Source organism: Arenivirga flava (genome assembly GCF_030161575.1).
Classification (GTDB): domain Bacteria; phylum Actinomycetota; class Actinomycetes; order Actinomycetales; family Microbacteriaceae; genus Arenivirga; species Arenivirga flava.
This window is the reverse complement of sequence record NZ_BSUL01000001.1, coordinates 1,641,217-1,654,737: the sequence shown is the minus strand read 5'-3', so window position 1 is coordinate 1,654,737 and position 13,521 is coordinate 1,641,217. Positions and strand designations below refer to the sequence as shown.

The window sequence follows — 13,521 nt, the reverse complement described above, 5'->3', positions numbered from 1 at the left end:
CCGGGCTCACGCGGCCTGCTCCTCGAGCATCCGCTGCAGCCGCGGCAGCAGCACGGGCAGCACGTCGACCGGATCGACGCGGCGGCCGAGCACCGTGCTCAGGGAGCCGACGCCCGCATCCGTGATGCCGCAGGGCACGATGGCGGCGAACGGCTCGAGCGCGTTGCTGCAGTTGAGCGCGAAACCGTGCCCGATGACGCCGCGCCGCGCGCTGAGGCCGATCTGCCCGACCTTGACCAGATCGCCGCCCTGCGCCACCGCCCACACGCCGCTGCGCTCGGGCACCGCGACCGCGTCGGCGCCGAGCTCGCGGGCGGCGTCGATGAGCGTGCGCTCGAGCACGCGCACGAAGTCGACCACCGCCTGCGGTCGCCGTAGCCGCACGATCGGGTAGCCCACCAGCTGGCCCGGCCCGTGCCAGGTGACCTTGCCGCCGCGGCTCACCGGTACGACGGGGGTGCCGTCGGTCGGATGCTCTTCCGGCAGCGAGCGCCGGCCGGCCGTGTAGACCGGCTCGTGCTCGAGCAGCAGCAGCTCGCCGCGGTCGTCCCCGGCCTCGAGCCGCGCGGTCGACTCGGCCTGCAGCGCGAGCCCGCGGGCGTAGGGCACGGCGTGGGGCACGAGGCCGACGACGGTGGAGCGGATGCGGTCGCCCGCTGCGGAGGGCGGCGGAGGAGCGGCGAGCAGCGTCATGCCACGAGCCTCGCCGATTAACTGCACGGCGTCCAGTTAATCGTGTGACGCCCGGTCGGGGCTCGATCGCCGGCCGTCTCGCCACCGGTTGCGCTCACCCGCCGATTGGTTCACTCCGCTTCGGGGCGCTTCGACGGCAACGGGGCGCGCGGGCGCATGCCCCAGCGTCGCCGAGGCGCCCCGACGCGAAGTCGCAGGTGCTGGACGGGCTCAGTGCTCGTGCGGCGTGCCGTCCTCGTTGCGCAGGCCGCTGAACTTGAAGCCGAGGCGGCCGTGCGTGTAGCCGCCGCCGGCGCGGATCGCCGTGGCGACCCAGGCGGTCTCGGCGAGCTCGCCCTCGGTGGCGCCCGCATCCGCCGCCCGCTTCGCGTGCGCCTCGATGCAGTAGACGCACTGCGTGGTCTCGGCGACGGCGAGCGCGATCAGCTCGCGGTACTTCAGCGGGATCTCGCGACCCTCGGCGGCGAACACCGCCTTGTCGAAGGCGCCGAACGCCTGCAGGATGTCCGGGGTCTGCTCCTTGTAGACCCGCACGTGCTTCTTGTCGTCCTCGCGGTCGAAGTAGTCGCTCATACCCGTTCGAACCGGCGGCCGGACCGCTGCATTCCGGCTCAGGCGGGCAGGTTCGCCTCGATGAACGCGATCACCTCGGGCGCGTCCGGCAGCGTGGTCGGCCGGAAGCGGCGGATCTCGCCGCTCGGGGCGACCACGAACTTCTCGAAGTTCCACTTGACACGGCCGGCCTTGCCCGCGTCGTCCTGCGCCTTCGTCAGCTCGGCGTAGAGCGGATGCTGCGAGCGACCGTTCACCTTCACCTTCTCGAACATGGGGAAGGTGACGCCCCAGGTCATCGAGCAGTACTCGGCGATGGCGTCCTCCGAGCCGAGCTCCTGCAGGAACTGGTTGCTCGGGAAGCCGAGCACCGTGAAGCCGCGCTCACCGTAGGTCCTCTGCAGCTCCTCGAGCGTCTCGTACTGGGGCGCGAGACCGCAGCGCGAGGCGACGTTGACGATCAGCAGCACCTTGCCCTCGTACTCGTCGAGGCTGGTCGTGCGGCCGTCGATGGTCGTGAGGGGGATGCTGGCGAGCGCGGTCATGGAACGGACTCTAGACCCGCCCGGAACCGGCAGGCTGTGGGCACGGCCGACGCGGCCCCCGCGGCCCCCGTCCGCCGGATGGGACGGTCGCTCCACGACGGCCTCCACCCCCGTGCAGGCTCCGGCGAGCTCCGATCGCGTCACCCGCGTCCTCGCGGTCGAGGGGACGACGACGCCCCGCGTCGAAGTGTGACGCACCCGTTCGACGCCCGTCGTAGGCCGGAGCACACTGGTGCGCATGTCCACCCCGATCAAGGTCGTCGCCGTCTCCGGCTCGTTGCACGACCCTTCCAAGACCACCGTGCTGCTCCAGGAGATCCTGGACCGTCTCGCGCAGGTGCATCCGATCGAGGCCCGGCTCATCAAGCTCACCGAGATCGGGCCGCACTTCGCCGGGGCGCTCAGCCGCGCCGAACTCCCCGCCGTCGTCGAGGAGGAGCTGCAGGCTATCGAGACGGCCGACCTGCTGGTCGTCGCCAGCCCGGTCTACCGGGCCAGCTTCACCGGGCTCTTCAAGCACCTGTTCGACTTCGTCGACCAGTACGCGCTCGTCGACACCCCGGTGCTGCTCGCCGCCTCGGGTGGCAGCGAGCGCCACGCGCTCATCATCGAGCACCAGTTCCGGCCGCTGTTCGCCTTCTTCCAGGCGCTCACGCTGCCGTTGGGCGTCTACGCCCACGACTCCGACTTCACGGACTACCGGGTCTCGAGCCGGCTGCTTGCCGACCGCATCGAGAAGTCCATCGCCCGGGCGCTGCCGCTCGTGCGCGGCAACGTCGAGGAGAAGCGCGCGATCCGCGCCGCCCTCGCCGAGGGAGTCGCGGAGGTCACGCCGGAGCGCGACCCCCGCGCACCGGTGCGTCTGTACAGCTGAGGGGGCGCGGAGCGCACCGCGAGGGGGTCGGGACTGCGGGCCCGGCCCCTTCTTCCGTGCGGGGACCGGGACAGCGGATGCGCCGTCCGATCCCGAATGACGGAGTCCTGGTGTCGTCCCCCGCCGTGTCGGGCCGGGCGGCACCGGTTCTGCCGGAGTTCCGTCATTCGGGACTGCTGATGAGCAGCGGTCGGCAGCGGTCGGCAGCGGCTGGAAGCGACGCAGCTCGTGACCGGCGCGGCTCGTCACCGGTGCGGCTCGTGACCCGCTCAGGTCGCGGACGCGCCGCGGCGCAGCACCGGCTGCGGCAGGCCGAGGTGGTCGCGCAGCGTGACGCCCTCGTAGTCGCGTCGGAAGAGCTCCCGCTGCCGCAGGATCGGCACGACCTGCTCGAGCAGGTCGCGCGCGCCCGACGGGAAGACGTCGGGGGTGAGCACGAAGCCGTCCGCGGCGCCGGCCCTGAAGCGACGCGCCAGCTCCTCGGCCACCTGCTCGGGGGCCCCGACCAGCAGCACGCCGCCGCGGCCCTCCTCGGCCCATCCGGCGGCGCCGAGCGGTTCGCCGTCGTCGCGCAGGTACGCGTCGAGCTCGCGGAGCCGGGCCCGCGCATCCGCTTCGGTCGCACCGACGACGGTCGCCACGCGGCCGAGGACGCGGATGCGGTCGGGGCTGCGCCCGATGGCCGCCGCGCGGGCCTTCACCTCGTTGTACGCGGTGACCGCGCGCTCGAGCAGCCCCTCCCCGCCCAGCACGATCTCGCCGTGGCGGGCGGCGAGCGCTCGCTCCGCATCGCTCGACGCGGCGACGAGCACCGGAGGCCGACCCTGCGGACCGCGCGGCACCGGTAGCGGTCCCCGCACGGCGAAGAACTCGCCGTCGTGGTCGATGGGGGCGATGCGCTCGGGATCGACGAAGAGGCCCCGCGCGGTGTCGCCGACGACGGCGGAGGGGTGCCAGCTGTCCCAGAGCCGCTGCACGACATGCAGGAACTCGGCGGCCCGGCGGTGCCGTTCCCCGCGCAGCGCGGCGGGGTCGTCGCCCACGTTGAGCGCCGCGGCCTCGGGGAAGTCGCTCGTGGCGAGCAGCGCTGCCCGACCACCCGAGACGAGGTCGAGCGAGGCGATGCGCCGGGCCACCTCGAAGGGATGCGCGGTGCTCGTGCCCGTGGCGGCCACGAGACCGATGCGGGTGGTCGCCGTCGCGAGGGCGCCGAGCAGCACGGAGGGGTCGAGGCGGGCCGGGGGAGCGGATGCGGGATCCTCGGCGAGCGCCGCCGCGTCCGGCAGCACGACGGCGTCGAGCTTGGCGGCCTCGGCGAGGCCGGCCAGCTCGGCGTAGTGCGAGGGGTCGGCCTGCGCGCCAGCGGGCAGCTCGGCGCGGCGCCACGCGGCGCGATGCCCGCCGAGGGGAGGGACGCCCAGCAGCAGGTGCAGCGTGCGCCGTCGACGTGCCATGCCGCCTCCCTCCGATCGGTGGGACCACCTTCCCGCGCGGCGTCGTCCTCCGCGGGGTTCGTGACGGGGAGTGACGGCGCGTGACGTCGGGCGACGCGGGGTCGTCAGCGCAGCGCGTAGTCGATGGTGGCCTCGACACCCTGGCACGCCTCGCGGGCCGCCGCCTCGGGCAGCAGCGCGATCAGCAGCCCCGACCAGGCGGCCTGGTCCGGGCCCGGGGGCACGGTGAGGTCGACGGCGAGCGGCGAGCCCTCGATGACGAAGAACTCCGGGCCGCAGGCCGGGTGGCTGGTCCCGGTGACCGCGGCGCTCAGCTGGGAGGTGGTGCGCGGGACGCCGCCCGGGTTGTCGATCACGCCGACGAGCTCGCGCCGCTCACCGGGCATCAGGTCGCTCACGTCGCCCGTCTGGCGCACCTGGAGCGGACCCGGCGGCCCGGGGACGCTGAGGAGCAGCAGCGCGAGCAGGACGACGGCGCCGACGACGCCCCACCAGCGGAGGGGGATCATCCGAGCAGGCCGGGCAACGTGACCGGCGCGCTGGAGCCGCGATTGCCGGCTCGGTCGTACTGCGAGACCTGGGCCGTGCTGCTCGACAGGATGCCGCCGAGCAGGGATCCCGTGGTGTAGCTGTACGACCCGGTCGACGCATCGGCCATGACGGTCGCGGTGCTCGCCGTCGCGCAGCCGGTGGAGGAGCCACTGCAGACGCGGATGTCGAGCGGCAGCAGATCGCCCGGGGCGTGCGGTGCCGTTCCCGCCACCGTCACACTGCCCAGCAGCGGGACGAGGGTGACGATGGACCGCGTGTAGGCCATCGACGGCACCGGTGCGCTGCGGTCCAGGGTGACGGCGAGCCGCGGGCTCTCCGCGCTCGTGTTGCCGGCTCGATCGAGGAGGCGGACCGAGTAGTGGTACGTGCCGTCGGCGAGCCCGGCCGAGCCGGGGTCGCTCAGCGTGTAACCCCCGCCCACGATCTCGGCGATCGCTACCGGCTGCGCGGGATCGCTCGCGCCGGTCGCGGTGGTCGACCGGTAGAGGCGGACGCTGCCCCCGGCCGTGTCGGCGGGCAGCGTCGTCGCGGGGACGGCCTCGGCTGAGGTGAACGTCAGGGTCTCGGAACGGGTGATGTCGTCCGCGCGCCCGTTCGTCGCGATGAGCGATGGCGCGCTCGTGTCCGTCGCTGCGGTGAGATCGGGAGCGATCGGGACCGCGGGAGGACTGGGGTCGTAGAGCACGGTGGCGTCTGCGCTCGTGGAGGCGACGTTGCCGTTGCCGAAGCCATCCCGAGCCCGTCCTTCGGCGATGGACGCCACGACCGTGCCCCTGCGGGGGCACTGGACGTGACGCCGGTGACCTCGACGGAGAAGCGCGTCGCCGTCTGCGGAGTCACCGTCGCCGTCGCCCCGGTCACGTCGGCCGTGCCGGCGATGGCGACGTCGCCGGTGTCGAATCCCGTCACGGCCTCGCTGAACTCGACGGCGAAGCGGATGGGGAGCGCGCGGGTGGGGTCCGCCTGTCCGGTCGCCTGCTCGATGGTGACGGTCGGGCGCACGTGGTCGGTGGCGATGGGCGCGGTCTCGTCGCTGGGCGTGCGACAGGTGCCCTGCTGGGCGATGACGCGGTAGGTCCAGGTGCCCGTCGACGTCGGGGTGTCCGAGCAGGACGTGCCCGGGATCGGCGCGGCGTCGGAGCCGCACGCGTCGACCCACGTCGCACCGCCCGCCGGCGAGCGCTGAACATGGAACGCCGTGTGGCCGACGCTCGCGACCGGCGGGCTCCACCTGATGACGATCGTGTTCGTGCCGGCGATGCGCGCGGCCTCGGCGACCGGCGCTCCGAGAGCCGAGGTGGTACCCGTCCCGGTGCCGCTGCCCTCGGCCGTCCAGTGGGCGAGCGCTCCGCTCGGCAGCCCCAGCGCGAGGCTCAGCAGCACGGCCGGAACGAGGAGGAGTCGCACACGGTTCCCCGACGACGCCGCTCGGCGACCGTGCCGGCGGCGCGATGTCGAGTGCCTCATCATGCGAGCCGGTGTGCGCCCGGGTCCTCCGGCGACGACGCCTCGATCAGCTGCCCGGCGTCAGGGTGTACTCGATGGTGATGGTGGCGCCCTGGCAGTCGTCCTGGTTGCGGACGGGATCGTTGTCGAAGGCGATGTCGAGGCCGCTCCAGGAACCGACGCCCGTGCCCGCCGGGACGCTGTCGCCGGTCACCGCGCCGGTGCCGGTGATGACGTAGTCGTCCGCCGAGCAGTCCCCGGCGCCGGTGACGACGACCTCGGCCTCGACGGCGCCGACCGCGACGGCGGCATCGTTCGGGTTGTTGAAGGTGCCCGAGAGCGCCTGCGTGCCCGAGCCGGGCGCGAGGTCGGTCACCTGACTGGTCTGCACGATCTCGACCGTCGAGACCGCACCGGTGGCAGCGGAACCCGAGCCGCCGCCGGTCGTGGTCCAGTACGCGTACGCCGCGGTGCCGATGCCGACGACCGAGACGAGGCTGATGAGGGCGATGATCGCCGGGCGGCGGCGCGGCGTGCCGCGGTGAGCGCTGTTGGACATGGCTGTTCTCCTGGATTCCGAGCGCGGCTCGGCGGGGCACGGCGCGAGCCGCCCTCGGTAGCTGACGGGGGATGCGCGGGTTCCCGAGCCCGAGCGACATGAGGATAAATCGCGTTTCCGACGGCCACAAGGGAACCGGCGGCCTCGTTCCCGGGGCTGTCCGGAGAGCGCGGTGATCCCGCGACGGCGCGCGCTGCTCGAGTCGCTCCGCGCCGGCGGACACGGCGGGGCGGAGCGCGAGGGGGTTCGACGGCGGACCGCCGGGACGGACGGCCGTCAGCCCGTGCGCAGCTCGGTCACCTGCCGTCCAGCGCCTGGCGCACGCGCTTGAGCGACGCCGGCTCGGCGGTGCCGAGCGTCTGCGCGAAGACGCTCACGCGCAGCTCCTCGAGCAGCCAGCGCGTGCGCACGAGGCGTCCCGGCGCATCCGCTGGCACCGGCACCGTGCCGCCGGCCTCGGTGAACAGCCGCGTCGCCGACTCGACCTCGTTCTGCCCGACGCGATCCCGGCCCGGGTTCTCCGCCAGCCGCTGCAGGCGCTGCTGCAGCCCGCGCAGGTAGCGCGGCACCTCCCGCAGCTGCGAGGCGCCGATGGCCGAGACGAAGCCGGGATGCACGAGGCCCGCCAGCTGCGCTCGCGCGTCGTTCAGCGCGGGCAGCAGCGCCAGGCTGGTGCCGCCCTTGAGCGCCTTCTCGGCGGCCTGCGCCTCGCCGAGCACGCGCAGCACGACCTCGATGGTCGCGTCGAGCGTGGGCAGCACGCCCTGGCTCACCTGCTCGCGGAGGGTGTCGAAGGCGGCGCGGTCCCAGGGGAGCGCGCCCTGCATCCGCTCATCGACCAGGAAGCGGATGGACGCAGCCAGCGCGTCGTCGATCAGCGCGCGGGCGGAGGGGTACGGCCCGGCCGCGAGCAGCAGCTTCTCCTTGGAGGTCAGGTGCTCGAGCACGTAGCCCGCGGGGCTCGGCGTGGCCAGCTGCAGCAGGCGCAGCACGCCGCGGCGGTGCGCCCGCTGCTGCGCCTCGGGGGTGGACTGCAGCCGGATGGAGACCGACCGGCCGTCGTCCTCGAGCGAGGGGTAGGCGCGCACGACGCCGCCGGGCTGCTTCGTGTCGAGCACCTGCGGCAGCGCGTCGAGGTCCCAGCGCTCGATGCCGCTGCGCTCGAGGTCGTTCTTCGGCGCCGCGGCGGCGACCTTCGCCACGCTGCTGCGGCTGCGCTCGGCGAGCGCAGCCTGCAGCGCCGCGAGGTCCTTCTCGTTCCGCACCGCGCGGCCGCGCTGGTCGACCGCGCGGAACGTGACCCGCAGGTGCGCGGGCAGCCGTTCGACGTCGAAGTCGCCCGGCTCGACGGGGGTGTGCGCGGCGGCGCGGATGGCGGTGGCGAGCACCTGCACGAGCTCGCGCCCGTCGGGCTCCGCGGGCACGTGCTCGGCGAGGAGGCGCCGCGCCCAGTCGCCGGCGGGCACCACGTTGCGGCGGATCCCCTTCGGCAGCGTCTTGATGAGCGCGGTCACGAGCTCCTCGCGCAGCCCTGGCACCTGCCAGTCGAAGCCCTCGGCGCGCAGCCCCGGCAGCAGCGCGAGCGGCACCATCACGGTCACACCGTCGTCGTCGGCGCCGGGCTCGAAGTGGTAGTGCAGCCGCAGCACCTGGTCGTCCTGGCGCCACTGCTCGGGGTAGGCCTCGCGCTCGTCGGCGAGCTCGTCGATCTCCTCCCGCTCGACGAGGTCGTCCATCGTCATGGTGAGGATGGACTGGTCGGGCAGCGTCTTCCACCAGCCCTGGAAGTCGCGCACGGTCGCCACGTCCGCCGGGATGCGCGCGTCGAAGAACGCGAACACGGCCTCGTCGTCGTAGAGCAGATCGCGGCGGCGGGTGCGCTCCTCCAGCTGCTCGAGCTCGCGGCGCAGCTTCGCGTTGGACCGCTCGAAGGGGTAGCGCTCGTCCCACTCGCCCTGCACGAGGGCGTGGCGGATGAAGAGGTCGCGAGAGTAGTCGAGGTCGACCCGGCGGAACTGGATCTTGCGGCGGGGCACGATCGGCACCCCGAACAGGGTGATCCGCTCGTCCGCGATCACGGCACCCTGCCTGCGCTCCCAGCGCGGCTCGCTGTAGGTGCGCTTGACCAGGTCGCCCGCGATCGGTTCGGCCCAGGCGGGGTCGATGGCGGCGTTCATCCGGGCGAAGAGGCGGCTCGTCTCGACGAGCTCGGCGCTCATGATCGCCGCCGGCTGCGCCTTCGACAGCGCGCTGCCCGGGAACAGCACGAAGCGGGTGCCGCGCGCCCCGGCGTAGTCCTTCTTGCCCTGGTCGCGCAGGCCGATCTGGCCGAGGAGGCCGGCGAGCAGCGACTTGTGGATGCCGTCGGCGTCGGTGCTGGGCTCGCCGACCTCGAGCTGCAACGACCGGGCCATGCGCGCGAGCTGGCGGTAGACGTCCTGCCACTCGCGGATGCGCAGGTAGTTCAGGTACTCGGCCCGCACCTCGCGGCGGAAGGCGCTGCTGCCGAGCTCGCGCTGGCGCTCCTGCAGGTGGTTCCAGAGGTTCAGCATCGTGACGAAGTCGCTCGTCGTGTCCGTGAAGCGCGCGTGCAGCTGGTCGGCATGGCCGCGGCGCTCGGCGGGCCGCTCGCGCACGTCCTGCACGCTGAGCCCCGCGACGATGGCGAGCACCTCGCGGCTGACGCCGTGCTTGCGGCTCTCGACGACCATCCGCCCGAAGCGGGGATCGATCGGCAGGCGCGACAGGTCGCGGCCGATGCGGGTGATGCGCGCATCCTTGTCGATCGCGCCGAGCTCGGTGAGCAGACCGAGGCCGTCCCGCACGCCGCGCGAGTCGGGCGGGGTGAGGAACGGGAACTGCTCGATCTCGCCGAGGCCCAGCGAGATCATCTGCAGGATCACCGCGGCGAGGTTCGTGCGCAGGATCTCCGGCTCGGTGTACTCGGGGCGCTTGCCGAAGTCCTCCTCCGAGTAGAGGCGGATGGCGATGCCCGGGCTGGTGCGCCCGGACCGCCCCGAGCGCTGGTTCGCGCTGGCCTGGCTGATCGCCTCGATCGGCAGCCGCTGCACCTTCGCGCGGGTCGAGTAGCGGCTGATGCGGGCGGTGCCGGTGTCGACGACGTAGCGGATGCCCGGCACGGTCAGGGAGGTCTCGGCGACGTTGGTCGACAGCACGATCCGGCGGCGCACCGTCGCCCCGCGTCGCTCGAAGACGCGGTGCTGCTCGGCGGCGGAGAGGCGGCCGTAGAGCGGCAGCACCTCGGTGCCGGCGGGCAGGCGCCCGCGCAGGTGCTCCTCGGCATCCTTGATCTCGTTCTCGCCGCTGAAGAACACGAGCACGTCGCCGGGCTCCTCGGCGCCGAGCTCGGCGATCGCCTCGGCGACCGCCTCGTTCAGGTCGCGGTCCTGGCCGGCGCTGCCGTCCTCATCCGGATCGTCGCTTTCGACCGCGTCGGCGACGAGCGGGCGGTAGCGCACCTCCACGGGGAAGGTGCGGCCGGAGACCTCGATGATCGGGGCGGGCTCGCCGCTCGCGTCGGCGAAGTGGCGCGCGAAGCTCTCGGGGTCGATCGTCGCGCTCGTCACGATCACCTTGAGCTCGGGGCGCCGGCGCAGCAGGCGCTGCAGGTAGCCGAGCAAGAAGTCGACGGTGAGGCTGCGCTCGTGCGCCTCGTCGATGATGATCGTGTCGTACTTCTTGAGGTCGCGGTCGCGCTGCAGCTCGGCGAGCAGGATGCCGTCGGTCATGAGCTTGATGCGCGTGTCGGCGCTCACCTGGTCGGTGAAGCGCACCTGGTAGCCCACGAGGCCGCCGAGCTCGCTGCCGAGCTCCTCCGCCACGCGCTCGGCGATCGTGCGCGCGGCGATGCGGCGCGGCTGCGTGTGGCCGATCGACTCCCGGCCCAGCTCGAGGCAGATCTTGGGGATCTGCGTGGTCTTGCCCGACCCGGTGGCGCCGGCGATGATCACGACCTGGTGGTCGCGGATCGCGCGGGCGATGTCGTCCTTGCGCGCGCTGACGGGCAGCTCGGGCGGGTAGGTGATCGTCAGGTCGCTCATGGGCCCGTCAATCGTAGTTCGGCGGGGGCGTCCGCTCGTCCGGGAGCGTACCGGCGCTTCGTGCCGGGCGCCGCTCGTCCCGGGCCTCGCGCTCCTCGTCCCGACCCCGAGCGCGTCGACTCCCGCTCGCACCGCGTCCATCCTCGCTCGCACCGCGTCGACCGAGGTCGAGGGGACGGTAGACGCTCTTCGGGAGGGCGGGATGAGCAGCTGCCGTCCCCTCGACACGGTGCCGGTCGACGCGAGTCGGCGCGGAGCGGCGCGGCGAGCGGATGCGCGGGAGCGTCCGGCGGCGCCGGTACCGTTGCGGCATGGCGAGGCTGACCGCGGACGTGACGATCATCGGCGGCGGCATCGCCGGCCTCTCGCTGGCGGCGGCGCTCGCCGAGGAGGCCAGCGTGATCGTCGTCGAGGCGGAGCGCGGCCTCGCGCAGCACACGAGCTCGCGCTCGGCGCAGCAGCTGCAGCCGAGCTACGGTCCCGATCCGGTGCGCGCCCTGACGGCGGCGACGCTCGAGCTGATGCCCGCCATCGAGGATCGGATGGGGGAGCGCATCCTCAGCCCGCGGCCGCTCGTCGTCGGCGCGGTCGCGCCGGAAGCCGCCGAGCTCGCGGCGATCGCCCGCGGCGAGGCGGAGGCGCCGGCCGACCCGATCGAGGCGCTGCTCGCCCAGGGCCGCGGCTTCCGCCGCATCGACCCCGAGCACGCGCACGAGCTGCTGCCGTTCCTGCGCCGCGACGTCCTGCGCGGCGCGGCCATCGACGACGCCTCGAGGGAGGTGCGCGTACCGCTGCTGCTGCGCGCCTACGAGGAGATGGCCCGCGAGCGCGACGCCCGCATCCTCACCGGCTGGCGCGTGCGCGAGATCCAGCGCCGCGGGTCGAGCTGGGTGCTCGAGACCGAGGGCGGCGACGTCTCGACCGGTCACCTCGTGAACGCCGCCGGAGCCTGGGCCGACGAGGTGGCGTCCCTCGCCGGGCTGCGGCCGCGGGGGCTGCGGGCGCTGCGCCGCACCGTGGCGATCGCGGCGCCGCTGCGGGGGACGATCCCCGTCGATGCCCCGATGTTCGTCGACGACCGCGACGGCGTGTACTTCCGCCCGCACGAGGAGGGCCTGCTGGCCTCGCCGATGGAGGACGCGCCGAGTGCCGCCGAGGACGCGCAGCCCCGCGAGGAGCTCGTCGCCGAGACCCTGCGCCGGGTCGAGGCGCTCACCGAGCTCGAGCTCGAGGTGCGCCGCGCCTGGACCGGGCTGCGCGTCGACAGCCCCGACCACCTGCCGGTGATGGGGCGCGACGGCGACGTCGAGACGTTCTTCTGGCTCGCGGCGCAGTCGGGCTACGGCATCCAGACCTCCGCGGCGGCGGGGCGCCTGGCCGCGGCCGAGATCGTCGAGGCGGATGCACGGCTCGGCGAGCCCGCGGACCTCGCCTGGAGCGCCCTCTCGCCCAACCGGGCCGCGCTCTTCGCGCGCGACTGAGCCGCGACGCGCCGCGCACCGCCGAGCCGCGACGCACTTCGCGCCCCCGAGCCGCGACTCATCATGTTCGCGACAAGTCAGTGCCGTGAACGCTGCTGAGTCGTCGCGACGGTGCTGAGTCACGGGCCGACGCCGGGCTGTTCGCGGTGGGCGCATCAGCTGTTCACCCACTGCCTGTAGCGTCGATCGAATGGCACTCTTCAACCGCAAGCGGCGCGAGCCCGAGTCGCAGCCCACGTCGCAGGAAGCCGCCGCGAGCGAGGCCGAGGCCCCCGACGCCGAGCAGCCGCAGGCGCCCGCCGAGCAGCCGCGACCCGATGCGCAGCCGGAGGCCCCCGAGGCCGAGCAGCCGCAGGCGCCCGCTCCGCAGCCGCAGGCGCCCGCCGAGCCGAGCATGCCCTTCACGACCACGACGGTCGGCCGCTCCGATCCCGCCAACCTCTCCTTCGCCATGCCGAGCGCGCCGGTGCCCGAGGCGCCGAAGGCCCCGTCGGCCCGCACCACGCCGACGTGGCGGCCGCGCTGCAGCGCTGGGCCAGGGGCAACAGCCCGCAGGCGCTCGCCGACGTGCTGCGCCAGGGCGCTCGCGGCCAGCTGCTGCTCGACATCAGCGCCTCCGAGCTCAAGATCGAGGACGGCAAGGTGCAGCGCGATTCCACCATCGCCGTCGCCAGCCGCCGGTCCGACGACGGCCGCAACTTCCTGCTCCTCTTCACCTCGAACGCCGAGCTGCGCAAGGCGCACAAGGACGGCGAGGTCGTCCGGTCGATGGTGCAGCCGGCGCTCGGCGCGCTGCGCCTCGCCACACGCGACCAGTACGACGGCGTGATCGTGGACGCGGGCTCCGGCTCCGCGTCGATCGTGATCCCGAAGGACCAGATCGTGCGCGGCCTGCCCGTCGAGCCGGGCGCGAACGAGGCGCTCAAGGAGGCCCTCGCCACGAAGCCGGAGGGCCGCCTCGGCGCGGTGCTCGGCGTGCTCGCCGAGACCGAGACCGTGTTCCTGGCCGTCGAGCGCAAGGGCGAGGTCGTCGACGGGCAGCCGCCCGCCGCGAAGGACCTCTCCGTCGCCGGCGTGAAGGCGCCCGACGGCCGCAGCTACGCCGCCGCCTTCACCTCACCGGCCGAGGTGTGGGCGTGGTCGCCCAAGCACCTCGCCGTGCCGGTGCCGTTCCCGAAGCACGCCCGCTCGGTGCTCAGCGCGCCGAGCGTCGAGGGGCTGCTCTTCAACCCCGCCGGGCCGACGCTCGCCGTGCTGAAGGGCGACCTCGAGAAGGTCGCCGCCGAGTCCCCGGCCGAGTAGCG

The 13,521-nt window shown here is 73.8% G+C and carries 12 protein-coding genes; 4 read left to right on the top strand and 8 right to left on the bottom strand.

Going from position 1 to position 13,521, the window contains the following annotated elements:
• Positions 1–6: 6 nt before the first annotated feature.
• From lipB to QQK26_RS07985, 3 genes are all read right to left on the bottom strand, one after another.
• Positions 7–693 carry a lipoyl(octanoyl) transferase LipB gene (gene lipB, locus QQK26_RS07995; protein WP_284231733.1) on the bottom strand — a complete coding sequence of 229 codons (687 nt, stop codon included), beginning with the start codon at positions 691–693 and terminating at the stop codon, positions 7–9.
• A gap of 210 nt (positions 694–903) precedes the next feature.
• Positions 904–1,266, bottom strand: a complete 363-nt coding sequence (locus QQK26_RS07990; protein WP_284231732.1) for a carboxymuconolactone decarboxylase family protein — start codon at positions 1,264–1,266, stop codon at positions 904–906.
• A gap of 38 nt (positions 1,267–1,304) precedes the next feature.
• The gene (locus QQK26_RS07985; RefSeq protein ID WP_284231731.1) at positions 1,305–1,790 is read right to left on the bottom strand and encodes a glutathione peroxidase; all 486 of its coding nucleotides are present in this window, start codon (positions 1,788–1,790) and stop codon (positions 1,305–1,307) included.
• Between the two features lie 238 nt (positions 1,791–2,028).
• Between QQK26_RS07985 and msuE the strand changes: the two genes are divergently transcribed.
• Positions 2,029–2,664: an FMN reductase gene (msuE, locus tag QQK26_RS07980; protein ID WP_284231730.1), complete on the top strand. Its 636-nt coding sequence runs from the start codon at positions 2,029–2,031 to the stop codon at positions 2,662–2,664.
• A 269-nt stretch (positions 2,665–2,933) separates the two neighbouring features.
• On the opposite strand, the gene QQK26_RS07975 is transcribed toward msuE, so the two are convergent.
• The 3 genes from QQK26_RS07975 to QQK26_RS07965 all read right to left on the bottom strand — a co-directional run bounded on the left by QQK26_RS07975 (position 2,934) and on the right by QQK26_RS07965 (position 5,433).
• Complete coding sequence (locus QQK26_RS07975; protein WP_284231729.1) at positions 2,934–4,118, bottom strand: LLM class flavin-dependent oxidoreductase; 1,185 nt, start codon at positions 4,116–4,118, stop codon at positions 2,934–2,936.
• A gap of 104 nt (positions 4,119–4,222) precedes the next feature.
• Complete coding sequence (locus QQK26_RS07970; RefSeq protein ID WP_284231728.1) at positions 4,223–4,627, bottom strand: hypothetical protein; 405 nt, start codon at positions 4,625–4,627, stop codon at positions 4,223–4,225.
• Positions 4,624–5,433 (bottom strand): Ig-like domain-containing protein, encoded by an 810-nt coding sequence (locus QQK26_RS07965; RefSeq protein ID WP_284231727.1) that lies wholly within the window; start codon positions 5,431–5,433, stop codon positions 4,624–4,626. The genes QQK26_RS07970 and QQK26_RS07965 overlap by 4 nt, the downstream gene beginning before the upstream one ends.
• Before the next feature lie 36 nt (positions 5,434–5,469).
• Here QQK26_RS07965 and QQK26_RS07960 point away from each other — a divergent pair, with 36 nt between their 5' ends.
• Positions 5,470–5,745 (top strand): hypothetical protein, encoded by a 276-nt coding sequence (locus tag QQK26_RS07960; protein ID WP_284231726.1) that lies wholly within the window; start codon positions 5,470–5,472, stop codon positions 5,743–5,745.
• Between the two features lie 438 nt (positions 5,746–6,183).
• Here the strand turns inward: QQK26_RS07960 and QQK26_RS07955 are convergent, their stop codons facing one another.
• Both QQK26_RS07955 and hrpA read right to left on the bottom strand, forming a co-directional pair.
• Positions 6,184–6,675 carry a hypothetical protein gene (locus QQK26_RS07955; RefSeq protein ID WP_284231725.1) on the bottom strand — a complete coding sequence of 164 codons (492 nt, stop codon included), beginning with the start codon at positions 6,673–6,675 and terminating at the stop codon, positions 6,184–6,186.
• A 296-nt stretch (positions 6,676–6,971) separates the two neighbouring features.
• Positions 6,972–10,736 carry an ATP-dependent RNA helicase HrpA gene (gene hrpA / locus QQK26_RS07950; protein WP_284231724.1) on the bottom strand — a complete coding sequence of 1,255 codons (3,765 nt, stop codon included), beginning with the start codon at positions 10,734–10,736 and terminating at the stop codon, positions 6,972–6,974.
• A gap of 311 nt (positions 10,737–11,047) precedes the next feature.
• On the opposite strand from hrpA, the gene QQK26_RS07945 reads away from it, so the two are divergent.
• Both QQK26_RS07945 and QQK26_RS07940 read left to right on the top strand, forming a co-directional pair.
• Positions 11,048–12,217 carry an NAD(P)/FAD-dependent oxidoreductase gene (locus QQK26_RS07945; RefSeq protein ID WP_284231723.1) on the top strand — a complete coding sequence of 390 codons (1,170 nt, stop codon included), beginning with the start codon at positions 11,048–11,050 and terminating at the stop codon, positions 12,215–12,217.
• Between the two features lie 510 nt (positions 12,218–12,727).
• Complete coding sequence (locus QQK26_RS07940; protein ID WP_284231722.1) at positions 12,728–13,519, top strand: SseB family protein; 792 nt, start codon at positions 12,728–12,730, stop codon at positions 13,517–13,519.
• The last annotated feature ends 2 nt before the right edge of the window (positions 13,520–13,521 follow it).

Bases quoted from the DNA above. Each gene is read 5' to 3' on its own strand.
- lipB (WP_284231733.1), bottom strand. From the start codon at position 693: ATGACGCTGCTCGCCGCTCCTCCGCCGCCCTCCGCAGCGGGCGACCGC.
- QQK26_RS07990 (WP_284231732.1), bottom strand. From the start codon at position 1,266: ATGAGCGACTACTTCGACCGCGAGGACGACAAGAAGCACGTGCGGGTC.
- QQK26_RS07985 (WP_284231731.1), bottom strand. From the start codon at position 1,790: ATGACCGCGCTCGCCAGCATCCCCCTCACGACCATCGACGGCCGCACG.
- msuE (WP_284231730.1), top strand. From the start codon at position 2,029: ATGTCCACCCCGATCAAGGTCGTCGCCGTCTCCGGCTCGTTGCACGAC.
- QQK26_RS07975 (WP_284231729.1), bottom strand. From the start codon at position 4,118: ATGGCACGTCGACGGCGCACGCTGCACCTGCTGCTGGGCGTCCCTCCC.
- QQK26_RS07970 (WP_284231728.1), bottom strand. From the start codon at position 4,627: ATGATCCCCCTCCGCTGGTGGGGCGTCGTCGGCGCCGTCGTCCTGCTC.
- QQK26_RS07955 (WP_284231725.1), bottom strand. From the start codon at position 6,675: ATGTCCAACAGCGCTCACCGCGGCACGCCGCGCCGCCGCCCGGCGATC.
- hrpA (WP_284231724.1), bottom strand. From the start codon at position 10,736: ATGAGCGACCTGACGATCACCTACCCGCCCGAGCTGCCCGTCAGCGCG.
- QQK26_RS07945 (WP_284231723.1), top strand. From the start codon at position 11,048: ATGGCGAGGCTGACCGCGGACGTGACGATCATCGGCGGCGGCATCGCC.